This is a genomic window from Mycobacterium sp. 236(2023) (genome assembly GCF_029623955.1).
Lineage (GTDB): Bacteria > Actinomycetota > Actinomycetes > Mycobacteriales > Mycobacteriaceae > Mycobacterium.
The window spans coordinates 140628-166032 of sequence record NZ_JARSBP010000007.1; the positions used below are offsets into that span (position 1 = coordinate 140628).

18 protein-coding genes and 1 pseudogene are annotated in these 25405 nt (G+C 62.3%); 10 read left to right on the plus strand and 9 right to left on the minus strand.

The features are described from left to right. Positions 1-105 precede the first annotated feature (105 nt). From P9A17_RS25710 to P9A17_RS25720, 3 genes are all read left to right on the plus strand, one after another. Complete coding sequence (locus P9A17_RS25710) at positions 106-4515, plus strand: Ig-like domain-containing protein (protein WP_278041584.1); 4410 nt, start codon at positions 106-108, stop codon at positions 4513-4515. Positions 4516-6000: 1485 nt separating this feature from the next. After that, positions 6001-8313 (plus strand): beta-propeller fold lactonase family protein, encoded by a 2313-nt coding sequence (locus P9A17_RS25715; RefSeq protein ID WP_278041585.1) that lies wholly within the window; start codon positions 6001-6003, stop codon positions 8311-8313. A gap of 443 nt (positions 8314-8756) precedes the next feature. Continuing rightward, positions 8757-9170 (plus strand): hypothetical protein, encoded by a 414-nt coding sequence (locus tag P9A17_RS25720; RefSeq protein WP_278041586.1) that lies wholly within the window; start codon positions 8757-8759, stop codon positions 9168-9170. A gap of 1066 nt (positions 9171-10236) precedes the next feature. On the opposite strand, the gene P9A17_RS25725 is transcribed toward P9A17_RS25720, so the two are convergent. Further along, positions 10237-11241, minus strand: coding sequence for a GGDEF domain-containing protein (locus tag P9A17_RS25725; RefSeq protein ID WP_278041587.1), 1005 nt, complete (start codon positions 11239-11241; stop codon positions 10237-10239). A gap of 683 nt (positions 11242-11924) precedes the next feature. Further along, positions 11925-13970, minus strand: a complete 2046-nt coding sequence (locus P9A17_RS25730) for an alpha/beta fold hydrolase (protein ID WP_278041588.1) — start codon at positions 13968-13970, stop codon at positions 11925-11927. 98 nt (positions 13971-14068) lie between these two features. On the opposite strand from P9A17_RS25730, the gene P9A17_RS25735 reads away from it, so the two are divergent. Next, on the plus strand, positions 14069-14746 hold the full coding sequence (locus tag P9A17_RS25735) for a TetR/AcrR family transcriptional regulator (protein WP_278041589.1): 678 nt from the start codon (positions 14069-14071) through the stop codon (positions 14744-14746). A gap of 605 nt (positions 14747-15351) precedes the next feature. On the opposite strand, the gene P9A17_RS25740 is transcribed toward P9A17_RS25735, so the two are convergent. Then, positions 15352-16626 (minus strand): EAL domain-containing protein, encoded by a 1275-nt coding sequence (locus P9A17_RS25740; protein WP_278041590.1) that lies wholly within the window; start codon positions 16624-16626, stop codon positions 15352-15354. 425 nt (positions 16627-17051) lie between these two features. Here P9A17_RS25740 and P9A17_RS25745 point away from each other — a divergent pair. Continuing rightward, a pseudogene (locus tag P9A17_RS25745) lies at positions 17052-17198 on the plus strand (ATP-binding protein); the annotation flags it as partial. A 164-nt stretch (positions 17199-17362) separates the two neighbouring features. On the opposite strand, the gene P9A17_RS25750 reads toward P9A17_RS25745, so the two are convergent. The 5 genes from P9A17_RS25750 to P9A17_RS25765 all read right to left on the minus strand — a co-directional run bounded on the left by P9A17_RS25750 (position 17363) and on the right by P9A17_RS25765 (position 19669). Then, positions 17363-17659: a hypothetical protein gene (locus tag P9A17_RS25750; RefSeq protein WP_278041591.1), complete on the minus strand. Its 297-nt coding sequence runs from the start codon at positions 17657-17659 to the stop codon at positions 17363-17365. Then, positions 17610-17981, minus strand: a complete 372-nt coding sequence (locus P9A17_RS33260) for a methyltransferase domain-containing protein (protein ID WP_347403858.1) — start codon at positions 17979-17981, stop codon at positions 17610-17612. The genes P9A17_RS25750 and P9A17_RS33260 overlap by 50 nt, the downstream gene beginning before the upstream one ends. A gap of 171 nt (positions 17982-18152) precedes the next feature. After that, positions 18153-18695: a thermonuclease family protein gene (locus tag P9A17_RS25755; protein ID WP_347403862.1), complete on the minus strand. Its 543-nt coding sequence runs from the start codon at positions 18693-18695 to the stop codon at positions 18153-18155. 342 nt (positions 18696-19037) lie between these two features. After that, positions 19038-19427, minus strand: a complete 390-nt coding sequence (locus P9A17_RS25760; RefSeq protein WP_278041592.1) for a type II toxin-antitoxin system VapC family toxin — start codon at positions 19425-19427, stop codon at positions 19038-19040. Next, positions 19424-19669, minus strand: a complete 246-nt coding sequence (locus tag P9A17_RS25765; RefSeq protein ID WP_278041593.1) for a type II toxin-antitoxin system Phd/YefM family antitoxin — start codon at positions 19667-19669, stop codon at positions 19424-19426. Before P9A17_RS25765 ends, P9A17_RS25760 begins: the two co-directional genes overlap by 4 nt. 1149 nt (positions 19670-20818) lie before the next feature. Between P9A17_RS25765 and P9A17_RS25770 the strand changes: the two genes are divergently transcribed. The 4 genes from P9A17_RS25770 to P9A17_RS25785 all read left to right on the plus strand — a co-directional run bounded on the left by P9A17_RS25770 (position 20819) and on the right by P9A17_RS25785 (position 23134). Further along, positions 20819-21283 carry a MarR family transcriptional regulator gene (locus tag P9A17_RS25770; RefSeq protein ID WP_278041594.1) on the plus strand — a complete coding sequence of 155 codons (465 nt, stop codon included), beginning with the start codon at positions 20819-20821 and terminating at the stop codon, positions 21281-21283. Next, positions 21280-22095: an NAD(P)-dependent oxidoreductase gene (locus tag P9A17_RS25775; RefSeq protein ID WP_278041595.1), complete on the plus strand. Its 816-nt coding sequence runs from the start codon at positions 21280-21282 to the stop codon at positions 22093-22095. The genes P9A17_RS25770 and P9A17_RS25775 overlap by 4 nt, the downstream gene beginning before the upstream one ends. A gap of 256 nt (positions 22096-22351) precedes the next feature. Further along, positions 22352-22519: a hypothetical protein gene (locus P9A17_RS25780; protein ID WP_278041596.1), complete on the plus strand. Its 168-nt coding sequence runs from the start codon at positions 22352-22354 to the stop codon at positions 22517-22519. Between the two features lie 123 nt (positions 22520-22642). Further along, the gene (locus P9A17_RS25785) at positions 22643-23134 is read left to right on the plus strand and encodes a nuclear transport factor 2 family protein (protein WP_278041597.1); all 492 of its coding nucleotides are present in this window, start codon (positions 22643-22645) and stop codon (positions 23132-23134) included. Between the two features lie 194 nt (positions 23135-23328). On the opposite strand, the gene P9A17_RS25790 is transcribed toward P9A17_RS25785, so the two are convergent. Further along, the gene (locus tag P9A17_RS25790) at positions 23329-24204 is read right to left on the minus strand and encodes a helix-turn-helix transcriptional regulator (RefSeq protein ID WP_278041598.1); all 876 of its coding nucleotides are present in this window, start codon (positions 24202-24204) and stop codon (positions 23329-23331) included. Between the two features lie 136 nt (positions 24205-24340). On the opposite strand from P9A17_RS25790, the gene P9A17_RS25795 reads away from it, so the two are divergent. After that, positions 24341-25369 (plus strand): NAD-dependent epimerase/dehydratase family protein, encoded by a 1029-nt coding sequence (locus P9A17_RS25795; RefSeq protein ID WP_278041756.1) that lies wholly within the window; start codon positions 24341-24343, stop codon positions 25367-25369. Positions 25370-25405 lie beyond the last annotated feature (36 nt).

The following is a 25405-nucleotide window of genomic DNA, read 5'->3' on the forward strand; positions in this document are numbered from 1 at the left end:
GGGAGCTCGTCGAGCGCAGAGTCCGGTTCCAGCTCGAAAAGTTCGCCGTCAGCCCATCACGGGCCGACGTCTGCGGGATCGGAAAGCACCGGGACATCCGACTCGGTGTCCGTTGGCAACGATCCGGATAAGGCCGGCGATCCGCCGGCGGGAGATACCACCGACGCTGACGATCTAGGCGCGGGCTCGGCGCCGGGTGCCGACAAATCCAAGAATGACCTGTCGGATGATGAGCTCAGCCCCAGCGAGGGAGAGCAAGAGCAAGACCTCGAACCTGGCGATGGCACTGTTGCTGCCAACCGTGAACTCTTGGCGCCGAAGAAGCGCAAGGCAAGCGAATTGGTTCACGATGTCGTTCCCGGCTCTCTACCCGCAGCAGAATCAGCGTCCGCGGTCGACCTGGTCGCCGTCGACGAAGCCTCGGGCCCGGTCAGTGCCGTCAACGCGCCGAGCACGAGCTCTCTTCAGGGGGTGCCCGTCACCACGGGTCGGGTGCTCGAATCATCGTCTTTACCAACAGAATCCGCGGCCAGCGTTGGGACTGAAGTGGTGACCGTGGCGATGTCGCTGGTCGACGCCCTGCTGGATACGGGCAACTCCGGCGGGGTGCCCATCGGCGCGCCCGCCGAATGGGTGCTGCTGGCTGCCGCGCGACGCAAGCTCGCCGACCCGGAGACCGCCGATCCAACGCTTGCCGGTAACGCATCGACGGCGTCGGTCAGCGACCTCCTGATGGCCGACGAGGACGGCAACAGGGCGCCCATCGTGAACCTGTCCTATGTCGGGCGGCCCGGCTGGATCACCGGGTCAGTGTCCGGGGACGTCAACACATGGGATCCGGACTGGGACCGCTACACCTACGCCACCTCGGCCCCGACCAAGGGCAGTGTGCGGATCAACCGGCTCGGCCAGTTCACCTACACCCCGACCGCGACCGCCCGCCACGCCGCGGCCGCCACGGGTGCAACAGAAGCCGACAAGACCGATTCGTTCACGGTCACGGTGACCGACAGCCACGGTGCGGCAACGATTTTGACCGTCTCGGTCGACGTCGGTCCCGCCAATAGAACTCCCAGCGCCCGAGTGATCACCGTGACCGATCCAGCGCCCTCCACGGGAACGGTCACCGGTGTGGTCGCCGCCACCGACCGGGATGGGGACACTCTGACCTTCACCGGTCCCACGTCAACACGCAGGGGCACCGTCGTGGTGAACACTGACGGCACCTTCGCCTACACCCCGACAACCGAAGCGCGCCAAGCGGCGCGGTCGTTCTGGAATCGGTCGGACTCATTCCGTGTCGCGGTCACCGACGGCCACGGGGGCACTGACAGCGTGCTCGTCCGCGTCGCGATCGCCCCGGCGCCCGCCAACACTGCGCCCGGTAACGGGCAAGTGACGCGTAATCCCGCTGGCGCCAATGGTGTTGTCACGGGGTCTGTGAGTGCCACGGACCCCGACGGCGACGCCCTGAGCTACACCGGAAGCACCACGACCGCTAAAGGCGCGGCGACGGTCAATGCCGACGGCTCGTTCACCTACACACCCACCGGCGCAGCCCGTCACGCCGCGGCCGCCACCAATGCCGCGACCACCGGCGCGAATAGGGACAGCTTCACCGTTACCGTCAGCGATGGCCGCGGCGGAACCCTGAGTGTTGCGGTCAGCGTTGACATTTCGCCCCAGAACACCGCGCCAACCGGCGCGACCGCCACCGCGGGCACAGCGGCGGCGGACGGCGCAGTGTCCGGCACTGTTACGGCCACCGATTCGGACAAGGACACCCTGACCTATGCGTTGGGAGCGACCGCTCCCGTGCGCGGGGAGGTGACCGTCAACGCGAACGGCACCTTCACCTACCGTCCCACCGCAGTGGCTCGCCATGCCGCGGCGGCCGACGGCGCACCGGAAGCCGTCAAGAATGACGCGTTCTCCGTCATCATCAGGGATGGACACGGCGGCGTCACCACATTGACTGTGCCCGTCTCAGTTTCACCGCACAACGCGAATCCCGAGATCACCGGCCAGAACCCCAGCGCGCCGGACGCCGGCGGTCTCGTCACCGGAACGGTCACCGCAACCGACAGAGACGGCGACTCCTTGGTGTTCAGCGGGCCAACCACGTCTGCGCGCGGCGGCACGGTCACGGTCATGGCCAACGGCTCCTTCAGCTACCGGCCCAGCGACCAAGCCCGCCTGGATGCTGCCCAGACCGCCGGGACCGACACCGACTCGTTCACCGTCACCGTCGTTGATGGTCACGGCGGCACCGCTGCCGCGCTGGTGACCGTGACCGTCGCCCCGGCAGAGGCCACCCCCAACAGAGCCCCAACTGCATCCCCCACGGTGGGTGTCGCGGATCCTGATTCGTGGATCGTGCGCGGATCTCTTGGCGCTGTCGACCCAGACGGTGACGCGCTCACCTACCAGCTGCAACTGCCTCCCCGCCGAGGCCAGGTCTACCTCGACGCGTTGGGGAATTTCGAGTACAAGCCCTCCGCGATGCAGGCGATCGAGGCCTACCGGCAAGGCTCGGCGCAACCTGAATCCTTCACGGTGTCGATATCCGACGGTGTTAACGCGCCGATCGTCGTCACGGTGTCCGGACTGCCGATTGAACCCGCGGAAGCGGCGGTTACCCGGGTCGCGACCCTTCCGGGCACGCAAATCACTATCAGCTCTGACGGGCAGCTGCTCTTCAGCGTCCGCGGAAACGGCGTCGATGTCTACAACGCGCGGACCCTCGAGGGGTATGGGGGCTGGTCTGTCGGCGGGTTCGTCACCGGCACCGCGGTGGCACCAAACCGCACCGCCTACACCATTTCCGCAGTGGATAACGATGTCCGCGTGTACAACGCTGTGACGGCCGAGCGCCTCACGACGATCACGGTGCCCGGTGGGGAATGGAACACCATTTGGGCGCGAGGCAACCGCGTGTACGTCAGTGACGGCGTTGCCGTCAGCGCCATCGACATCAGCACGAATACCGTGGTGCCCGTGACGGGGCCTGTCATCCAGCCGTCGGGTCAGCGACCATACGCCATGGGCACGCTGCGGGCCTACGTCGCTGATAGCGCAGGCGGAGAACACTTCATCTCGATCGTCGACCGGTCCACCGGAATCGTCACCGACAAGGTCTTCTTTAGGAGCGGTGGTTTTTCGGTTATCGATTTGGATCTCAACCCCAGTGGCGACCTTCTTTACGCCACCACCATGGGCGGGTTGGAGATCATCACGCTGGCAGTGCCAGACCGCCTCGACCCCAACCCGCTCGCCGCACCGCCGCCGTCACCAACAGATCCAGACGCAACCCCACCGAAACCAACGCCCCTCAAGCCCGTGTCGCCGCTAAAGGTGACCCAGATCGATTACTCGACAGGAACACTGCGCGGCACCATCACCGCGCCCGGCGAGCAACCAGGTTCCAGAACCCGATACGAAGGATCGACATCCGGGGCGCTCGGCAACCTGACGGTCAGCCCCGACGGGAGCTTCTCCTTTGCTCCCAGCACGCTGGCACGCCAGTACGCCGCAGACTCAGGACGCATCGGGCGCGTGGCCTTCATCATCAAGGCCATTCGTGCAGACGGTAGCCACACCTGGTTGCCCGTCAATGTGCCTTTGGTCCCGGCGGGCTTGCCCACCGAAGACGTCTACCCACCCGTGCCGCTCATCAACATCGGCGGGAACGAAGGCCTCGTTTCATATCCCTACCGAGCCTTCGATGCGCGTTTTTCCATCGACGTCACATGGGCCAACGGCGACCCCTACGAGAAGGCCTTTAAGGCAGACCGGGACGCCTATCCGGACAACCTGCCGAAATACGCTGCAGAGAATTGGAAGTACTCGAAAGCCCTTCTCGTGAAGGATGATACGGGTCTGCCCGTCGCCCAGGAGATCTACATCGTCTCCGTACTCAACGTCAAGGCGCCTGGTACCTCAATTCTCGGTTCCGTAGGCGAACGCTACGTACTCGGTTATCGAAAGATGGAACAGATAGGACAATTCGTCACCATCAGCAATCCGACGACATCTCCGAAGTTCGATGACGATCTGACGTACATCTCCCATGTTGCTCTGGCTTTCGCGCCGGGCACCTTCCCGCACCAACGTTTCAAGCAGCGCATTCCCGGCGTCGTCGGCGGCAACATCTTCGACAACGAAATCACGGCGCTGCAATGGGATTTCCTGCAGTACGCGACAGGAGATGCTGCGCTTTCAGAGCAGATCGATGACATCACATTGAACACAGAGCTTTTCGGAAAGCAATTAGGCGTGGCGGGAGATACGGCAGGAGAAGCGGCGAAGGGACTCTACGGAGGTCTTGGCCGACCAGACAGGGGCGACGTAGCAGTCCTTGGCGTCGGCGTGGCAAACGGCGCCATCGAAATCTTCGACCTGGAGGATCAACAGAAGGTCGACGAGTCATACGGCGCGGGCGCGTCCGGCCTCTACTACGTAATGGGTCCTGAGTCCAATAAGGGACAGGCACCACCCATCGGTCTCCCAGACTAAATCCGTCGTCCCGTTCAGCCTTGCCATTCGCACGAGAAGGCTAACGGCCGGGTTTGCAAAGGGCACGCGTTGCGTGGCCTCTTGCGCTTTGCGCGATTCGAAAAGAGCTCTGGCACTGTGCTTTTCGCGCCGGTGAGAACGGCCCGCGGCCACATCTGATCGCGCCGCGCCGCATAAGCAGCACATCGATGGCATATGGCGTGTGCACGACGCCCGGGTGCCCAACGGCGGCCGTGCGATCTTCTTCTGGCGGGCTGGGTGGCGCCGGCATGGGTTACGCGCTGGGCGCGAAGTACAAGACCGACACCCGCGCCGACCGGGAAACCTCCGCTCAGAACAGAAATTCTTCACCGCAACTCAGGGGAAGGAAATGTAGCGTTGGACAAGAGTGAAAGCCGCCCGACAGCCGACGGTAAGTCAGGTATTGGGTTGCCCGCCTTGCGATTCGTGTCGGTAGCCAGAGCTTCACCGTTCAAGCCGAGGACGATCCCATCAGCATTGGCCGCGAATTTACGGCGCAGATCCAGATCGCCGACCCGCGCATCTCCCGTAATCACCTGCCTCGAGGCGCTGACCGCCGATGTCGCGCAGAACGCGAAAGGTGGTCCGCAGGCGATCTTTGTTGACAGGAAGGGTTCGCTGAACCTATCGCGACGCAATGCTGAAAGCGGCCGAGGCGCCTAGCGCGACGGCGGGCCAGAGGCTGTTCGCCGCCGCCACCGAGCGCAGTTAAACATCTCCGAAGTGGCAAGTGCAGCAGAAGTTTCCACGGATGCCGTCACCGCGGCGGAAGCAGACCAGATCCTGCGCCCCGCCGATGCTGCAGCGCTCGAGGACCTGCTGAAAACTCTCAACGACCTCTGAACCGCTGGTTCGCCGACACCTGGGCGCTCGTCGACTCACCGGACGGCGACGATGCGACCTGCCCGTGAACTGCTTGATGACGTCTTGCGTGCCGACACGAAATCATGGAGACGCGCGCATCAGAGTCTCATCGACGGTAGGTTGTCGCCGATTTGATCGACGGCTGGCCCGGCTGCACGTGCGGCCGCAACATCGTGACGTCCGTCGAAGACAGACGAAGGACTTCCACCGCCCGAGAAGGTACTTCGCTGGCCGCTGGGACGAACGAGCTGCCCCGAGATGGCCGCAGGAAGCTCGTACTGAGCAGACTGATCTGGCGCGCAGAGAAGTCTGCAACGCGGCAGCCCCGCAACGTCGGGACGTCGCCCAGCGTGACGGGTCGAAGTAGCGAGACCATCCCGGAACGGGTTTTGCCACAGCCTGTCAGCCGAAGGGATGACACGACAGCGTTTGCTGGCGCAATTATTTGCGGGCGTGATATGAATACCGAAATCTTGCTTGTAGAAACGTATCGGGCTTGTAGGGGGATTCGTGGCTAGCGTTCACCGCGGGGTCAATCAGTTGAAACGCCAAGCGAGAACGGCAGGGAAGCACCGCGCACCCGCAGCCCGTCCCCAGGTCGTGACGTGGCTGGGAGCGGGTGCGTTCACCGTCGGTGTTGGCGCCGCACTGGTCGCCGGGGCTGGTACGGCGGCCGCGGACCCGGGATCGGGAGACTCCTCGGCGTCGTCGTCCAAGTCGACTGAATCGGCGCCGCCAAACGAACGACGTTCTAATACGGCCAACGATCCGGGCCCTGAGGATCGCGCAGCCACGTCGTCGGTGGACGACCGAGGCGATGAGCAGAAGGACGACGGGAAGGACGAAAAGTCTGAGAACGTGCCGGACGATGACGCTGAGGGTCATGATTCCGATGACGAGGCCACCGGCGCCATGTCCGACACGCTAAACCCGGCGGTGACGAAGTCTGATAACCTGGATACGGCGGAAACAGCGTCTGCCGACGTCGAGGAGCCGACGGCCGCAACCGCAGAATCGTTGCCCGTCAGTATGTTTCGGAAACACGAGAAGCGTCTGGCGGCCGCCTCGCAGTCCTTGGCGGTGGCTGAATTCCCCGAAGCAGGAGGCAGCGGCCAGCTGATTGCCGGTGCGGATATTCAAGTAAGCGTTGCTTCGGCCGCTACTGCCGAACCCGCCTCAGATACCGACACCGTGCCGACTCCCGTAATCGCCACCATTGGAACTGGCGCCTTTCCGTTCGGCGTCGCAGTACTTCCCAACGGCACCCGCGTCTACGTAGCCAACTCGGACTACGACGATGTATCCGTCATCGACACAGCGACGAACAGCGTTGTCGGCCAGGTCCCGATGGGTGGGTACGCCGTTCGCCGCTTAATCATGAATCCGAATGGCAGCCGGCTTTATGCGCTCGGGTCCAGCAATGTGTTCGTAATCGACACCGCCACAGACACGCTCATCGGCAAACCGATATCCGTCTACGCAAAAGACGCGGCAATCACCCCCGACGGCTCCCGTCTCTACATCACCGACGGCAACTGGAACGGATCGGTGTCGATTTTCGACACCGCGACCAATACCATTATCGGCGAACCTATTTCGGTCGCACGATACCCCTACGGTGTGGCAATCAGCCCAGACGGCCGCCGTGTCTACGTCGCTAACGAAACGTTGAACCCCGACATCGCCGGCAGCGTGTCGGTGATCGACACAGCCACCAACACCGTGATCGGCAGCCCCATTCGGGTCGGGGCCGACCCTGTGAGTGTGGCGATAAGCCCAGACGGCAAGAGGGTCTATGTGGGCAACAGCCGTTCGGGAACGATATCGGTGATTGACACCACCACGAACAAGGTTGTGGGCAAACCGATTCAGACGGGCGATGATCCGGCGTTTCTGGCGGTCAGTCCGGACGGCGCTCGTGTCTACGTCACCAGACCGTCGGACAACGCGGTGGTGACGGTCGATACCGCAACTAGTGCGGTGGTCGGTGCTCCCGTCAGGGTTGGTGCAAGTCCAGTGAGCATTGCAGTCAGCCTCGACGGCAAACGCATCTATGTCACCAACGCCTCCGACGGCACAGTGTCGGTGATTGACGCAGCAGAGATCGACGTCGACCCGATACCGACCATCACGGCGTCCCAGCGAATCAGGCTGGCTGTTCAAAGCTCGGTGCAACAGTTCCAGTTGTTCATCCGAGCCTTCGTCGACAACCTTGTCAATGCCTCAAAACCGAAACCGGCGGAGGTCGAACGTGCCGCCCCAGCGTCTACAGCTCAGCTGTACAGCCGACTACGGCAAGTGACGAATGGCGATGATGACGGCATCTACATCGAAGCTGTTCGCACGACCGACCAAGCGAAAACGGTGAAGTACATCGTCTATATCGGCGGTACCACTGGAGCCAACTTCAGCGGGAATCAACCGAAGATTAAGAATCTGCCGTCCTATGCCGGTGTCATCGACTTCCGCCAAGTCGACAAAATCGCCGCAGCACTCGACGCCGAGGACAACCGGAACGCCGAAGTGATGCTCGTCGGCTATAGCCAGGGCGGTATGGATGCTCAGAACATCGCAGCGGCAAGAATGTTCAATGTCAGCACTGTGGTGACCTTCGGATCTCCAATCATCAGAAGCGCGCCCACGAGCGGCTACCAGATTGTGCACCTACACGCCGACCTCGATCCGGTTGTCGGCTTGAGCAAACGCGGGGCGGCATCGTTGATTTTTCAACGCCGTCCCTCGAACGCGACCTTCTGGACCTTGTTGTTCGACCCCACCGGGTTCGGTCTACACGAGAATGTCGCGACCTACGAGTCCATCGGCAAGATGTTCGATGCGGACAGCACGTCGGGCTACAACTCTGTCAAGGCAAAGATCAAAGCCTTCCGGGGCGATGTCATCCACCACTACTGAGCAAGCGCACGGGTGGGCTTCCGCACGCCACGGTGAGCCTCAAGCTGTTTGCTGCGGGTCCCTGAGCCAGCTGGGCATTCCCGCGGTACTAGATGGAACAGACGTTTCGATCGACGCCGTGGTTGCGGCGGAGGCGGACCATAATCTGCGCATCGTTGGCACCCTAGGCGGAGAGGCCCCAACGCTCATCAAGCGTACGGATGAGCGCCGCACTCAGCTGCTGCGGGATACTGTGCAAGGTTACTTGGGACAGCGGCGGGGGAGTAGCGATGCGGAATAGCTGGTGGACTGCTGCGATGGCAGCCAGCGTTGTTCTTACCTGTGGGTGTGGGAACGGACACGTTGACTCTGCGACGGACACCTCTCTGGGAACGGCGCGGGCGCCGTCGCAGACAACAATGTCTCTCCAGGAGTCGGACTGTGTTGATGCGAATATCAGCGACATGTCTGCTCCGGACGTGTTCGTCCTGATGTCTACGGTGGCGGAGAAGATGCCGGACGCTGCGGCTAATCCAGAGGCTGCTCAAGCGGCCAAGAATAGCTATCTCGAAAGAGCAACGACGACACCACGATTCCCCTGGGGAGACGTCCCTCCAAACGGGTGGGCTCAGTACATCAGGGACATCTGCCAGTACATTCCTGACGCCTACCCTGACCGTTATCAATGGGCGCAGCAGACTAGCGGCGCGATGTTCCTTGACGCGGTGTTCAACTGTGAAGTGTGGGCAGTACAGAACGAAAGATCCCCGGAGCCTGCTGGGGCCCGATACGAAAAGATCGGCCAGGAAGCCCTGGACAGCCCAAAGGCGAAAGTACTCCTGGGAGTGCTCACCAACATTTGTCCACAGTTAAAGTAGCCCGCCGACCAAGCCTTTGGGTCCGCACTCGCAGTCGGGCGGGATCAGCTCACCCGGTTCCACCAGCCCGTCTACAGACGGACCTCGCGGTTCGGCTTCACTGCTCCGGTCGGCCTATGACTTCCGCACTCTTGTTGGACATTAATGCTGTACCGCTGAGTCGTCGCAACTGAACTCTGCCGCCTTTCTCGTCGCTTAACCCAGCCTTTCTGCGATAGGAGTCGTCCTGCATATCAGCGACCCTGGTAGCTGCCACTGGCGATATTTCGTCACAGTGACGTTATATTGCCGCTTCTGGACGAAGGTGAGGTTCGGTTGATGCGAGCGCTCCCGGCCCCCGTCGTCCTTTAGCGCGTTGGCCGAATGCGACGGGGCGTGCACAAACGATGTACACGCAGTGTCATGCTCGGCTAAAAGCTTTTGTATGACAACAGGTTTCACGTGCGGATAACATGGATTACGTCAGGCGGATGCGAACCGGCAGTCCCTCAACATATTCGGCGGTTATGCGATGAACTGGTCCGCTGCCGGATCATGCCGAATATGGTTCCGCGGCGTCTACAACACTCGGCTTTACGTGCACCCCATCCTAACGAGGTGAGACATGTCAGGCGGAAGGTGCATTGCTTGCTCAACTTGGCCGAAAGCCAAGATGCTGCAGTATGAGTGACCAACTCTGCGTCCCGTGAGTGAGTGTACGGGTGGCGCACCAGAGGGCCATACCGTACTGCGCGGGAGACTGCAGCTTTACCAATCCGAGGTGCACTGGTGAAGTGACCACCCGAGATTCCTGGCGCTCCAGCACCTGCGGCAGGTCTGGGTCATCTCGGCTGGCTCGGTTGAAAACGTTCTCGCGATTCCGGTGGTCTGCGCCGGACAGCCTCATCTGATCACCGAAATACTCTCGAAGAGAGGGACATCGCCGAAAGCGTGCACCCCGCCATCGAGGATGGTGCCGGTCGTGAGGGACCGCATCATTCGTTCATCTCGGTGTCGACTGTCACCTTCACCAAAGTCGGCATAGGCGAGGATTTGCGGCGGTGGGACATGTCCTTCTGTCGAGGACCTACGGTGGCTCGGCCGAATGTCCACGGTGTTTCTGCTCCTGGGCGCGCGCGAGGGCCTGCACGGATACTTGGTTGCCCCCGCTGCGTTTAGCGTGGTACATCGCAGTGTCGGCGGCTTTGACGAGCGTCTCCACCGCGGCGTCCGGGTCACGGATGGCGTTCCAGGGGGTCACGGCCGCGCCGACGCTAGCAGTGACCGGGTGGGGGAGTTCGGCGATGGCCCTGCATAGCTTTTCGGGTAGGGGGTGTTTCGTCTCGGCGTTCTGACGATCGATGACCAGGAACTCGTCACCGCCAGCTCTGCCAATCAGTGCGGAGTCTGCGCAGTTGTGGCGCAGCGCCCACCCGACCGCGGTGAGCGCTTGATCGCCGGCGCTGTGGCCATATGTGTCGTTGACGCGCTTGAAGTGGTCCAGGTCGATCATGACGACGACGAGTTGGGTATCGGGTCCGGGAATGGTCAGTAGCGTTCGCGCGCGGTCGTAGAACGCGCGGCGGTTGAGGACACCGGTGAGGGCGTCCTGGTGGGAGCGCACTACGTCGGCACCTAGGGTGTGTACGGCCATTTGAATTGCCAGGGGGACAGCAATATTGAGTTCAACGACCATCCACAGGCCGGCAGTCGCCACTAGCGCATGATCGGGTAGTGCGGCAACCCGCGCCGCGCAGATGGTTCCGGCGACACAGGCTGTGACGATGTTGCAGATGATGGCTTTCGAGCTGTGGAAGAAGGCCAGGTAGCCTCCGATGATCACCAGGGCGCAGCAGCCCATGAGCGCGACGATCGGTTGGCTTTGCAACACGGTGCACACAGCTATCAACGCGGCGCCGAGGAAGCCCATCGTCAATGATTGCGTTCTGGTGGGCCAGCGATGAAGCCATAAGGACGCGTAGAACACACCGGTGAGGACGGCGACGCCGCTCAGTACCACTGACAGCGCAAGGAATCGAGAGCTGATTGTTCCGAGAGGCGCAAGGACGAGCGCGCCGGAGAGCACTGCCATCAGGAACCGAGTAGGCCGCGATAACCCGCGGGCGTTCAAATAGGCGCAAAGCCAATCGAACTGGCCGGGCTGGTTCCACCACCTCCTCAACCATCCAGCGTGGGCTTGCTGTGCCCCATCCGTCTGCCACAGTCGGGGAGAACTGTTCACAACCCACTCCGTTCGTCCGTGGCGCCAATCTCGAGCATCCATCCGCGCGGCGAACTCTCAATCCGAGACTGTGAGGCGACATGACATAGAGCCCGCTCTGCCACGCGCGGCCGGTTTAGTCGTCTTGTGGTGAGCGTGAACACCGGCGCTGCCCCAAGTCGTGGCCGGTCCAGAAGACCGACGAATCCGCATGCGCAATCCTGCAGGCTCGTGCCATCTCGAAATCCTGCGTCAAGGTGCCAGCCCGATTCCTGAGAATTCATCATTGGTCACAATTGGGAAGTGTCAAGTCTGCTGATCGCCTGGGGTGCATCGTGAACCGACGTTGACCTTACATAGCGGTAGTCCCGCACTCGCGCCGCAGGCGCAGCGCATGAGCTTGACCGTCGAGGTTCAGAACGACTCAAGCTCAAGCCAAGAAAGGTGTCAGTTGAGCTCGCACCGATGTGTTCGAAGCGACGCTTCTGTACCGGTGGTGGTGACTGCATACGAGGTCCGTGTCGTACCGGTCAGCAAGCGAGGCGCGGTGGAAACTACGAGACGACGGCCAGACGCGATTTGCGAGGCAGAGGCGTAACGCTGGACTCCTCTTGTTGTTCAAGAGAATCAGTAGGTCGGCAATCTGACGTCGCTGTCGCGAGTGACGGGCGCGCCGCCGCGCATCCGTGCTGAAGCGCGGCCGGCGCAGCAGATCGTCCGACGATTGGTTGATAGTTGAAGAACTCAGCGCCCGCGAAATCGAAGAGCGCCGACAGGACCCTGTCGAATAAGGTTTGATCGCGAGGCGCCAGAGGCAGCACAACCGCTGTGGCAGCACCGTCTGCGGTCGGAACTTCGATCCGCTCGCCGGGATCCCCGTACCGGCCCTCCCGCGTTCCGGCGAAGAGGTCGTTGATCCACCCCACGGTGATGTCTTTGGCTGCCTCGATGTTGCGGGTGTGCGAAAAGCCGCCGACAAGGTAGCTCGCGAACTGCAGCAGAGGGCTTGGTCCCTCCATATAGTCCATGTGTGTTCCGTCAATGAGTCCGAACCCGGTGAATCGGTCGGGGCGAGCGGCCTGGAGTACGTCGGCTGCGTTGCCGCTTCGGCTGAGCCAATACCGCTCGGACGACACGAGATACACCGGACGGTCATTCCCGCCGACGAGCTTGGCAAGACCGTCCGGAAGCGCTGTGGAGCCATTCGGGTTCACCGCGTCGAGGAGCACCACTCCGGCAAGTTGGTCAACCGAACCGTTGTCGACCATATGGCCAGCCGCGGCGGTGACCAGGGTGCCGCCGGCGCTGTGTCCGACAAGAACGAGGCTGGTGGGCAGAGTCACCGGCCGCCCCGCCGCGTCGCTGGCACTTTGCGTGAGGGAGCCGCGGTCACCGGTGAAGAGGTCGGCGATACCGCGTTGCATCGGATAGCCGCCAACCCACACGGCATCGGGGTCGAAGAAGTTCGACGACAGGGAAGGAGCGACGACGATGCTGCCAGTCTTTTCGGCAAGGTTGGCAATGGTGTAGCTATACATCGGGCCGCTGGCAAGAAAGCCGTGCTGGAAGTAGATCAGCCGATTTGCCGTGTCGGCGTTGTCCGGGAAGTACCAGTCGGCCTGGACGGTGCGGCCTCCAGCCACAGGAACCGTCAGTCTCGACGTGCGGACGGTCACGCTGCTGCCGGCCGGAACCGCCGGAGGGCCGTCGAGCAGGTGAATCGCGCCGACAAGCAGATTGAGGGCGATCGATCCGATGACATCGACGAGAGTGGGCTTTCGTGGAGCGTCAGACTCTGACGTGCTCGTGGCTGCAGGAACCGCTGTCAACGACGCAAGAGTGGGGCGTGGTCCGGACGAGGGGGAGGGGGGCCTCAACGCCGTCGGAACGTCCTGAATTGTGGAACCTGAAGGCGGACTGGCGTTCTCGGATGCAACGACGGCGCCTGGCACCGTGATGGGGTTGGCTGAGGTGTCCGGCGGCGACGCCGCCTTCGGCTCGTCGGCGTTCGGTGGGGTGCTCGTGACCGTTCCGTGTGAGGAAGCTGGCGTTTCAAGCGACGCAGGAGAGCGCCCTTTAGTTCGTTGACGCTCAACGCTCTTGGGGTTTTCGACAGTTGCCGCCGGGGCCGAAGCGACATCAGGTGCGGGCTCATCGGGTCCGCGCTCGCTGTCGTCGGTGGGCGCGACGGCTGGAGTTTCGCCAGCGGCTAGGTCGGTCGGGACACTGCCACTCTCGGCGGGCGTGCTGTCGACAGGTTTCCCGGTTGACGGTGCATCGTCGGCGCTCTTTTGGTCTTTGCGAGGAAAATCGCGGTCCTGTTCGGTACTGCTTTTGTCGGTGGTATCGGGCGGGCCCGCCGACGGCGAATCGTCAGTTTGAGAATCCGCGGCGACGCTCTTGGCTGCGCCCGACTCGCCACCAATGTCGGCCGCGGCACTGGCGGCCCCGGTCAATAGCAGCGCCCACGTGGCCGTCGTCACCACACCCAGCGCGAACAACCCTGTGCCATTCCTCGTCACCGTTTGCCCCCACTCGTTCCCGGCCCGCGCGCTCAATGCCGGACGGATTAATGAAACATACTTCACCACATGTTTCATTTTTGCGAAAGGGGCACAGCTGAGCGGGCGACATCACTACGCAATACTGGATGACGAGTCCGCGACCGCGGCTCGTGCCGCATCGCCGAGGACCGTCTATGCCCGCTGCACCGCAGAAGCGCCGCCGCGGCCGGCCACCTGGCGGCGGCCACAGCGGCGAACAGTCGCGACAACATCTGATGGATGCCGCCGAGAGATCGTTCCTCGACTTCGGTTATCGGGCCTCGACGATGGAGACCATTGCTGCGGCAGCGGGCTATTCACGGGCCAGTATCTACCGTCAGTTCCCCAACCGCCGGGCGCTGTTGGATGCGCTAGTCGAGCGTGCCACACATCGGCACTTGGGCGGAATCTTGGACCGCTTACCTCCTGGCGCCGGCGTCCACGACATGTTGACTGAGAGTCTCGTAATCGTTGCAACAGAACTGAGCCGTGACCCGATACTGCGCACGGTGTCCCAAGAGTCCGAGGACGGTTCGGTAGCGCATGCGGTGGCCGCCAGCGGTGGCCTCGCCGCGGTTGTCGAGAGTGCCGTAGGGGCAGTGATGAAATCGGACGATGGGGGAGCGTTCCGCCCAGGTCTTTGCACGCGCGACGTAACTCAGTTTCTCATCACGACATGCGTCGGCTTCCTACTGGGGCTCAATCCCGATCTCGTCGATGCGGGAGCTGCCCGCCGCTACGTGCACACATTCGTGTTGCCCGCCCTATTGGTTGAGCATCCGGCACCGCAAAAAGTTCATCGCGAGAAGTCTTCGAGCCCCCGCGGTCGATAGATCGAACGTCGCTGTCTTACCCAGCACCTCGATCGACCGTAACTGTTTGTGGCCTAGGAATAGAACCCGGAAAGTTCTGGCGGCACGCGTCTCAGGCGGCGACACGATGATGGGCGGCAGGCAGTCGCACTTCACGCCCTTGATCGTTGCGAGAGCCTTGCTAAAGCAAAGCAAGACAACCCTGCTGCTGGACACCCCCTCGACAACTGTTGCGGTGCAACGTTCGTCGCTGAGATCGTGCGACTTGGCACCGCCCACCGCGCTGGACCATTCGCTACCAGAAACGATATCTGCATCGACATCGTGATGGGCGGAGCCCAGTGCGGCTATCGACGAAGGTTCCGAACCCCGCGCCGAACCGATCATCGTCTGTGACACCAATACCATTGTGTCACTGAGAATTTAACCATGACGCGACGCCGTAGCGTTAAGGACAGCAACCCGACTAGTTGTCACGTGCATAGCCGCGCGAGATGACATCCGTCGTCGGAGCGAATGGCCCCAACAAGAGCAGGGCTGGAGAGGTGGCAGACGGTGTTCTCGCGCCGCTTCGGTGCGACTTCACCCGGTTGCAGTGCCAGCTCCCCAGCCCTGCTTGTCGACGTCTAGGAGGCGAGTTCGGCGATGGGCCGCGGGCGGCCGAAGTGGAATCCCTGACCATAGCGAACGCCTAGTTGGTGCAATACGATCCGCTGTCCGTCGGTCTCGACGCCCTCAGCCGTCGTTACCGCCCCGAGTTCGTCGGCTAAGAGGACCAGGGCGGTGGTTAAGGCTTGCCGAGCGGGATCTTCGTCCACGCCAGCGACAATGTCCGCATCGATCTTGATCACGTCAGGTCGCAACCGCAGAATCTCGGCGAAATTCGCGAACCCTGAGCCGGCATCGTCGATTGCGACGTCAATCCCTAGTCGTCGCAGGGGTTTCAAGCGTGTTGCGAGTTCGGCCGGAAACGGTTCGTGCTCGGTGAGTTCGACGACAACGGGACGGCTTATGGACTCGAGCAATCGGTGCGCTTGCGGATTCAAGGCGACAGCGGGGCTGAGGTTGACCGCCAGCGGCAGTTCCGGCGCGAGATCTGTGGCAGCGATCAGCGCGGTTTTCAGCGCCAGTAGTTCGAGCTCGACGCCGCGGCCAAGTCTGCGCGCAATGGCAAACCATTGCGCGGGATCGCGATGCGCCGCGTGCGGGAATCGTGACAGCGCTTCCACAGCAACCACGGTGCAAGTGCTGATGTCGACGATGGGTTGGAAGACAGCCTGAATCCCGTCAGGCTCGAGCAGTGTGTCGATGCCTTCCTGCAATTCCAAGAGTTCAAATTCGTCTGGATTGAGTAGCCCGGTGAGAAAGCGCGCCCGCGGCAACGTCGAACCTACTGTCGGAGTGCCGAATAGGTCGGCCAGCATCTGAGAGATATTCGTCGTGGATTCCAGCACGGCCGACAGAATTCGACTGAGCGAATCGATGGCTTCGACATCGGCCTCGGAGAAAGCATCCGGAGCCGCAGCCAGAACGGAAAGCACGCCAAGAGGTTCCTTGCGATGGATGAGGGGTACCGCCAGCCATGACCGGAGTCCAAGGATCCAGGCTAATCCCCGTGCTGCAGGGGTAATGCGCGTATCGATGTAAATATCACCTGCGACTTCGCCTCGACCAGACTTCAATGCGTGCAATTGGAAGTCGCTATCGAGTTCGATAATTCGCCCGACCTCGGAAACTGTTGTCCCGCAAGTGGCCACGATTGCGAGATGATCGCCAGGAGCATACAAACTGATCCCTGCGCCGCGCGCGCAGGGGGCAAGGAGGCAGCTCTGCTTTGCGATCCGCCGCATCAGCTCGGCGGGATCCATCAACGCAGTCAGTGCCTGCTCGAAGCGTTCCATTCCGCCGACCCCAGCTCGTCAAGACCTGGACATCTTTTCGGTGAGCGCAACAGCCCACGTCCTAACATTATGTCACCACTTCAATTAGCCTGTCCTCGTGAGTATTACAAAAATGTGACGCCAATTATATTATCGTGCTAAATAATTCGAGGTCGGAACCGTCGGCCTAGCGCACAGTGTTGAGTCCCACGTCTGAAAATTTCAGTACGACCACCGCGAAGGCGGTGACGTTCACGAGTACTCACACCGCTTCTGCATCTGCGTTATCGCCGGTGGCCGGACCCCGTTAATTGGTCCAAGTCGGCTAAGAGCCGCTGGATGCGGTGCTCTCGAAGACATAGTGCCGGCACGGCTGTTCGACAGAAACGACGGGCTTTTATCCCCGCGCCGGCCTGAGAATCTGCTACTCGAGTGAATCTAGGAGTGAAACCTTCTCCGACGATGTCGTGGCCGCAGCGATGATCGACCGACTCGTTGACCACGCCGAAGTGCTCACCCTGACCGGGGACTCCTATCGCACCCCCCAGCGCCGACAATTCCTGGCCAAAGACCCTGTGAGCGAACGAATGTGAGCAATTGGTGCGAGCGTAATCGCGCGCCCACTGAACCATTCAGGCCAGCTCTGCAACCACCAGCCGGTAGCCTGCGTCGAAGGTTGTCTGGTCAAGCAGTGATGCGTACCTTTCCTCCCAAGCACCATCAGCGAGATCGTCACTAAGTTGTCGCAGCCCATCTGCTATCTGAGCTCGCGGAGTGAGGGCCAGCATCGACATACCTGCCTGAACGGTAGCGTCGAGGTAGGCATGCGGACGTCGCCAAAAGGCGCGCCGAAACCGTCCACGCAGTCATGCGGGACCGATACCGCAGTTATCGACACTTCGCCGAACACCTCGCCGAATAGCTTCATCGGCACGGCCAGGCGATTATCGGTTCGCGCCGCGGCGGGCAGGTAATCGCGCACCAGCCAGAAATCGGAGAAGATGTCATTGTCCCAGGTGAGGATGACTACGCGCCGACGAGCGATACGGACCATCTCCTCCAAACCCCGCCGCACATCCCCCCCAATGATGAACCGTCAGAACCGCCAACGCGTCATCAACGGCCTTCGACCGAAGGGGTAGGTGCTCGGCGGCGGCCTGAATTGCCGGAGCAGCGCGAGGCCCGCGCTGCGCAATCATCACCTTGCTCGGCTCTATGGCCACGACCGTTTGGGGCGGCTCATACGAGCCAGTACCAGCCCCAATGTTGGCAACCGAGTCACTTTCGCCCAGTGCGTGCTTAATGGCCACAGCCACCCGCGGATCGGTGCGACGGCTCACCGAGTACGTGACCCCCGACCAGTCGTACCTCGTCATCAGCTGAATCTAAGCCTCGCTAATAATCGACACCACTCCCGGGGCAGTAATGCCTGGGGTCAATTCCAGTTCGTCGATAGGGGGTCAGTTTTAACTGGCCGTTGACAGTCGATGGTCGTGCAGTGTTCCGTGAGCAGCCAGGTCAGGAACTTTCCCGCTTCGGTGATCTCCTTAGCCGTGAAGCCAGCCGTCAACGATGTACTCGCGGTGCACGTAGCCCTCAATTCTTTTGCCGCTGGCCGCAATCGTCGTCACGATTAGAATGGTTCGCTCAAAGTGGTCGGCGCCTACCTGGTTGCGCTCCGCCAGGGCCCTGACGTCATCGTGCTGTCCAGGATCGGCGAGCGCCATCGCCGCCAGCTCAAATGTGTAGGGCCGGTTTAGGGTCATGGTTGGCGACCTTCTGATCTCGTCGTTGCGCGGTTCCGGGTGTACCGGTATCAAGTCAGGTCGGGACGGACTTTCTACGGCATTACCGGGTGGTCCCCCCAACCCGCGCAGCGCTGCGCGTGCTTCGTCTTCGGCGGCCCTGACGTCGGGGTAGCGGCTCACCGGCTTCTCGTCGTACACGAAGAACCGGCCCATGCCGGCGCGTACCGCCTCAACGGCGAAGTCCCGCCCGTCTGCGAGGTTTACGTAAGCAAGGGTGCGGCCGTAGCGGTCGTGGGTGTCCTGAGTAAGGTCGGCAGTTGAGGAAATGCGTTGTCCGGTCAGGGTTTCGGTGGCGAAGCGTTCCGCTTCGGGGCCCCAGCAGCCGACCGACCATCCTGCCCCCGGTGAACCTCGGGTGTGTCGATGCCGAGCAGTCGGACGCGAAGACGGCCGCGTATATCGTCGCGGACGTCGATGGTGTCACCGTCGACCACCTGGAGCACTGTGGCGGTTGCTGGAGCTGGAGCTTCGTCCGCCGCCGGGGGTCAAGAGGGGGCGCACGCGCCGACAACGGCAATGAGCGTGCAGGCGATTCCAAGGCGAATACACGCTGCGCGATTACGCAGTGCCGCTGGCGGTTTCGACTCAGAAGCTGCAGTCATGGTCTCCTCCATGCGCACGGTCTCAGGCTTTCAGCGTCGGGATCAGCGCCGCGGCAAGGATTCTCGCGTCGCGGGTGGCCAGTGTGAGGTTGCGACGCAGTGCCTGGGCGACAATCACCCGGTCGAATGGATCCCGATGTTCCCAGGGGAGCCGCCCGGCGAGGATCGCATCGTCGGAATCGATCGACAGGTCATCCACGCGCATCGCCTCTAGCTGGCTCGGCCAGGTCGCCAGCAGTGTCGAGCCGTCGAGTCGGCCGAGGCGGGTCTTGGTCGCGATCTCCCATGCTGACGCGGCGCTGACCGACACCGATGCTGCGGGGTCGGCCAGGTGTGCGAGCACTTCGGGATCGAGCGTGGTCGGCTCGCGGAGCAGCCACAGCAGGGTGTGGGTGTCCAAGAGGATGTTCACGAGGACTCGTCGCCCTCCCACCGCGCCAGCTCGGTATCCGGTAACGGCGCGTCGAAGTCCTTCGGTATCGACAGGTTCGGCATTTGGCCGAACTGCCGCGGGGTGGGGGTAGCGGGCACCAGACGTGCGACATCGCGACCGTGGTTGGTGATAATCACGGTCTTTCCGGTGCGCTCGACGTCAGCGAGGAGCGCATTGAGCCGGTTCTTGGCGTCGGTACTGGAAACCTTCTCCACGGTCATGACACCAGCGTACCGTCGACACGCGTGTCGCGCTAGCGTTACTAGCTCGTTCTTGGTTGTCGCCAATCACTGCCTGTCGTGGGCGCAGCGACAATGGGCGATGAGCGACGACAGCATTGGCCTGCGCGTGCGGCATGCCCCCAACGTTCGCCACAGTCGCGTCGAGAACTGGGCCGAACTCCGCCATCTACCAAATGCATAGAGGCCAGAAAGAGGGGAGGTTCATTCAAATATACTGCGAAACAATGTAATTCGATCGTTAATGACATAACGTAGATTATCGGCATCGATTGATCGTGAGCGTAACCAATGAAAGTGGTTGAATAGCAGGGTAATTGGCTTACGGTTTGGCTTCACTGCTCCGGTCGGCCTATGACTTCCGCACTCTCGCTGGACATTAATGCTGTACCGCTGAGTCGTCGCAACTGAACTCTGCCGCCTTCTCGTCGCTATACCCAGCCTTTCAGCGATAGGAGTCGTCCTGCATATCAGCGACCCTGATAGACGCCCACTGGCGATATTTCGTCACAGTGACGTTATATCGCCCTTCTGGACGAAGGTGAGGTTCGGTTGATGCGAGCGCTCCCGGCCCCCGTCGTCCTATAGCGCGTTGGCCGAGTGCGACGGGGCGGGAGTTGCCGTCCCCCGACCGGTCACGCCGGTCGGGGGCGTGCACAAACGATGTACACGCAGTGTAATGCCCGGCTGAAATATTGTGTATAACAACAGATTTGACGTGCCAATAACATAGATTATGTCATGTAAAGCTCAAAGTTATTGTATTTTAGTAGATTACGTACTGCGATAATTTTGACCACGGGCACCGGCCGCCGTGTCTTTCCGTCACGCGGGCGAGAATGGCCGACGAGTGGCTGCGACATACGCACCGTTGAGTGCGCCGCAGACATCCGGGGCGGTGAGTTTTCGGTCGCCCCGCAGGGGCCGGCGCCGGATGGAGCCGGACCGGGCGGCGGTGCTGCCATTGGGTCGACGGGTCACTCGGCGAGGCTAACTGGCAATGGCCGGACCTGAATCGCTCGACGCCATGACGCCAGTGTGATTGAACGTTGCCGCCGTGACGACTGTCACCGAGTTGCGGGAAGGCGAGGCCATTTGACTTAGTCGTTAGGCACCTTACATAGTGGTAAGGTGCCTAACGAATACATGAATCCGCAGCATGACTCGGCGGGAGCGTGGGCGAAGCGGTATCACCTAGCGTCGCGACAGATGATGGAGTCGCTACTTCGTCGCTACGATCTCGGGGTCACCCAGTGGTATGTGCTGTATCAACTCGCAACGGCAGGACCGACGGCACAGCGCGAACTGGTGCGAATCCTAGGAGTCGAGCGTGCGACCCTCACGGGTGTCGTTGCGGCGCTCGTGCGCAAAGGATTTGTCGAGCAGGCTCCCGACATACGTGATCAGCGCCAGAAGATTCTGACCATCACTGCGTCCGGCGCATCGCTGTGGCGCGATCTGCCCGACCCGATCGATCACATCCTGGACGTTGCATTCGCCGACGTCCCTGAAGCCGACCTCGATACGACCGTCCAGGTCCTGCGGCAGGCCACCGATCGACTTCATCAACATCTGTCCAAAGGAAACGCACAATGACTGTTCTCATCACCGGGGCAACGGGCCTTGTCGGCTCGCGATTACTGCCACGTCTCATCGATGCCGGGATCGACTGCCGTGCGATGGTGAGGGTTGGCAAGAGTCTCCCGCCAGGCGTGACCGCAGTCGAGGGTGACCTCCTCGCCCCCGGATCTCTTCGCCAGGCCGTCGACGGCATCTCGGCCGTGGTACACCTCGCAGCGGTCCTGCGCACCCCTGACACCGATCAGATTCGTCACGTGAACCTCGATGGCACAGCGAATCTCGTTGAGTCGGTGCGAACGCACGCACCCCACGCCCGTGTCATCATGGCCAGCACAGGTTTGGTCTATGGCCCCGACCTGCCAAGGCCGGCGCGCGAAGACGATCGTGTCAATCCGACGATGCCCTATCCCGCCAGCAAGCTCGAAGCAGAACGCGTGCTGCGCCGCAGTGGACTGACGTGGTCGATCCTTCGCCTCGGTTTCGTCTACGGCGACGGAGATGGGCACCTTCACTCCGCACCGCAGCTCCTGGGTTCCTGGCAGTGGCATCCCGCGCAGACACTGAGTCTCGTCCACCATCGCGACGTCGCGACTGCGGTCCTGCTGGCTCTTACCGGCGCCACTGACGGTCGCGTCGTGAACATCGTCGATGACGGTCCCGCATCCGTCTACGACATCGCACGTCTCGTCGGTGCCGACTACCTCGAAACGGCGGAACCGCTGACCAATCCATGGAACGGACACCTGGACGGTTCGCTCGCACGCAGTCTCGGGTTTAGGCCTTCCGTAGCGACGATGTACCAGGCCAGCGCCGACGACGCGGTGTAACCGACCTTACGACAAGGCGTGCGAGCGAAATGGACTGGCGGGGATCGCGCGCAACCCCGCATGGAACCCACCGGTGGTGACATCGTCGCCGATCTCAGCCTCGGGTCTGGGGTGTCGCTGATCGGCGAGGGCCTCCCCCGCCAGCAGGCGAACATCTACGACTACTTCCAAAAGCTCTGGCGGCCTTTCTATTACCAAATTTTCCCGCATTACGAACCCGGCCTGAGGTCGGCTGGCCCAGGGCCTGCTGAGCAGGATGCGGGACACTCTGCGGCCTGGCGGGATCCTCGTCTGCGCGAACCTCGCCCTCGCCGACGAACCCGTCAAACAACTTCTCGGCAGTCCGCGGGCTTGGACGCCCCTAGGCGCCATCGAACACGACCAGACCCTCGTGCTGCGAAAGACCAACCCAGCAGGGAATTGACCACGCCCGGATGCAGCTCGGCCTGAACCGAACGTTCAGTCGTGTCCCACCAGTTGTCGCGGCGTCGCTCGACCACAAGCCGATCGTTTGGGCTCACCGCGGGTCCAAGAGGAAGGAGCAGCTATGTCTGAGACGTCTACAGGGGCCCGGCCGCTGGAAGATGAGATCCGGGACCGCATGCTCGCGTGGCGGGACGCCTTCGTCTCCAAGGATGTCGACGTGATCATGTCGTTCTGTGCACCCGAGGGTTTCACAGCCTTCGACCTGATCCCGCCGTTGGAGTTCAGTGGTGGCCCGATGTGGCGGCGCAATTGGGAAACGTTCTACGCCGCCTTCGACGGGCCAATCGGACTGCAGATCGCCGATCTGATCATTCACGCCAGTGGCGAGCTTGCGGTTGCCCGGTGTGCGGTCCGGATGTCGGGCGTCATGTTCGGCAGCCCGATCGACGCGTGGACGCGCACGACCAACTGCTTCGGGCTCATCGAAGGGCGTTGGCTGATGATCCACGACCATGTCTCCTGGCCGATCGACTTCGCCACCGGCGGGGGCGAGCCCCGAAAGGCTCTGTATCGCAGAAAATCTCACGCTCGTATACCGCGCAGGTTCAGTTAGTCGGTGCAACGCTCCTGATCGAGGACAGCTCGTCGCACATCAGTTCCGCAGGGCCTCGACCCCTTTTGGGGCGATCGACCGACGCGGCCACCGCGTGGACAATCGCTCGGAGCGAGCGCATCAACGTGATCGGCCATCGTGCCGAGCACCTTGCCGTCGGGCGCGACAGGACGGCTCACCGCTGAATGGTCGTCTTACGTAGACGACGATGTGGGCGCGTCACCCGGTGTGTGTGCCCTTCGCTGGCCCGACGCGCAGGGAGTCACCATGGACCCGAGCAGCGCCAGCCGTTCCGCCGATTCAGTCCCGGGCTGAGCGTGGTAGAGAACGAGCATGATGCCGTCAGTGCCCGCGACGGCCAACTTCTCGCGGTCGAGGAGGAGTTGGCCGACGGTGGGATGTTCGAACTTGACTTGGGCGCCAGCGCGTTCGGCGATGTCGTGGCGGGCCCACAAGCGGCGGAACTGCGGGCTGGCCAGAGACAGCTCGCCGACAAGTTCGACGACGCGGGGGTCGTCGATATTGTTGCCGACCGTTCTGCGGAACCCGGCAAGGAGAGCCGCGGCTGCGCGTTCCCAGTCCTCGAAGAGGTCTTGCTCGGCCTCGTCGAGGAACACGTCCCGGAGCCGGTTGCCACCGGCGACCAGCCTTGGGGAGATTGCCGCAGCTAGGGGGTTTGCCGTGAGGACATCAAGGTAGCGGCCTTCGGCGAAGGCCGCGAACGGGAGCTCGTTGACGAGGCGCGCGGTGCTGGCGGGGAGCACTTCGCGCCGGGGTCGCGGGTGTTTCCGTCGAGGACGTTTCGTAGCGAGGCTGAGAAGGTAGGAGTCGTCGTCGAGTTGGAGAACGCGCGCAATCGCTTCGAGTACCTGGGCGGAGGGGTGCCGGTCTCGCCCTTGTTCAAGGCGGAGGTAGTACTCGGCGCTGATGCCGGAGAGCATCGCGACTTCTTCTCGGCGCAGGCCAGGCACGCGGCGGACACCGAGGACGGGGATCCCAACCTGTTCGGGGGCGACGAGCTCACGTCGGGCTCGGAGGTACTCACCCAAGGTGTTCGGCTCATCGGCCATATCCGCCACGGTAACCGGACGCTCCGGGCGGTGGCTAGGCCCTGCCACTACCAGTGTCAGCAGGGGTCTGGGTAGCAGCCTGCCGGGCGCCGAAGATCGAGGTATCGCTCGGACTTCACGCTTCGAAAGGCCTCTAATGTCACACGTTCTAGTCACGGGCGGGTCCGGGTTTATCGCCGGACATGTCATCGTTCAGCTCCTGGAACAAGGCCATTCGGTGCGCTCCACCATTCGTTCCCTGAGCAAGGAAGCCACCGTCCGCAACGTGTTGCGGGATGCCGGGGCGGCCCGCATCGAGGCGCTAACCTTCGTAGAGGCAGACCTGATGAAGGAAGCCGGCTGGGTGGATGCGGTCGTCGGTATGGATTACGTCATCCATCTCGCCTCGCCCATCCACACCGGCAAGGTCAAGGATGAGAATGAGGTCATAGCCCCAGCGCGTGACGGGGCATTGCGTGTGCTGCGCGCCGCCCACAGTGCTGGAGTGAAACGCGTCGTGTTGACCTCGGCGTTTCACGCTGTCGGGTTCGGCCACGGGCGCATCGACCATGTCTTCACCGAGGACGACTGGTCGCCGCTCAACGGCCCCGGCGTGGACGTGTACGGGCGCAGCAAGATTCTTGCGGAGAAGGCCGCATGGGACTTCGTTGCGCAGCCTGACACAAAGATCGAGCTGGTGACCATCTTGCCGGTCGCGGTTATGGGACCTGTCATGGGTAACGAAGTCTCCGGCGCAAACCACATCGTGCAGAACAGCCTGAGCGGCCGCATGCCCGGTTACCCGAATATGTTCGTGCCCATCGTCGATGTGCGGGATGTCGCGGCGGCCCACGTCGCGGCAATGACCGCGCCGGGCGCGGAGGGGCAGCGTTTCCTCGTCGGAACCGGCGAGCCGGCGATCGCGATGAAGAAGATCGGCGCGACTCTGAGGGCCGAGCTCGGCGAGAAGGCGTCGAAGGTCCCGACTCGGTCGATACCGGATTTTGTCGTCCGGCTGACCGCACTTTTTCGGGACGAGTACAAATCCGTCGCTGCGGACCTCGGGTACACCAAGCGCGTCTCCAACACCAAGACCCGCACGGTGTTGGGGGTTACACCGCGGCCGGCCCGTGAGGCGATCATCGCCGCCGGCCGCAGCATGGTCATTCGCGGGCTCGACAGGTAGCCCCCCATCCAACCGACAGTTCAGGACAGATTTGTG

Excerpts from the sequence above, each read along its gene's own strand:
- P9A17_RS25720 (WP_278041586.1), top strand. The coding sequence starts at position 8,757 with ATGTCTGCTCCGGACGTGTTCGTCCTGATGTCTACGGTGGCGGAGAAG.
- P9A17_RS25725 (WP_278041587.1), bottom strand. The coding sequence starts at position 11,241 with ATGGCAGTGCTCTCCGGCGCGCTCGTCCTTGCGCCTCTCGGAACAATC.
- P9A17_RS25730 (WP_278041588.1), bottom strand. The coding sequence starts at position 13,970 with ATGAAACATGTGGTGAAGTATGTTTCATTAATCCGTCCGGCATTGAGC.
- P9A17_RS25735 (WP_278041589.1), top strand. The coding sequence starts at position 14,069 with ATGCCCGCTGCACCGCAGAAGCGCCGCCGCGGCCGGCCACCTGGCGGC.
- P9A17_RS25740 (WP_278041590.1), bottom strand. The coding sequence starts at position 16,626 with ATGGAACGCTTCGAGCAGGCACTGACTGCGTTGATGGATCCCGCCGAG.
- P9A17_RS25750 (WP_278041591.1), bottom strand. The coding sequence starts at position 17,659 with ATGGTCCGTATCGCTCGTCGGCGCGTAGTCATCCTCACCTGGGACAAT.
- P9A17_RS33260 (WP_347403858.1), bottom strand. The coding sequence starts at position 17,981 with ATGACGAGGTACGACTGGTCGGGGGTCACGTACTCGGTGAGCCGTCGC.
- P9A17_RS25765 (WP_278041593.1), bottom strand. The coding sequence starts at position 19,669 with ATGACCGTGGAGAAGGTTTCCAGTACCGACGCCAAGAACCGGCTCAAT.
- P9A17_RS25775 (WP_278041595.1), top strand. The coding sequence starts at position 21,280 with ATGACTGTTCTCATCACCGGGGCAACGGGCCTTGTCGGCTCGCGATTA.
- P9A17_RS25780 (WP_278041596.1), top strand. The coding sequence starts at position 22,352 with ATGCGGGACACTCTGCGGCCTGGCGGGATCCTCGTCTGCGCGAACCTC.
- P9A17_RS25785 (WP_278041597.1), top strand. The coding sequence starts at position 22,643 with ATGTCTGAGACGTCTACAGGGGCCCGGCCGCTGGAAGATGAGATCCGG.
- P9A17_RS25790 (WP_278041598.1), bottom strand. The coding sequence starts at position 24,204 with ATGGCCGATGAGCCGAACACCTTGGGTGAGTACCTCCGAGCCCGACGT.
- P9A17_RS25795 (WP_278041756.1), top strand. The coding sequence starts at position 24,341 with ATGTCACACGTTCTAGTCACGGGCGGGTCCGGGTTTATCGCCGGACAT.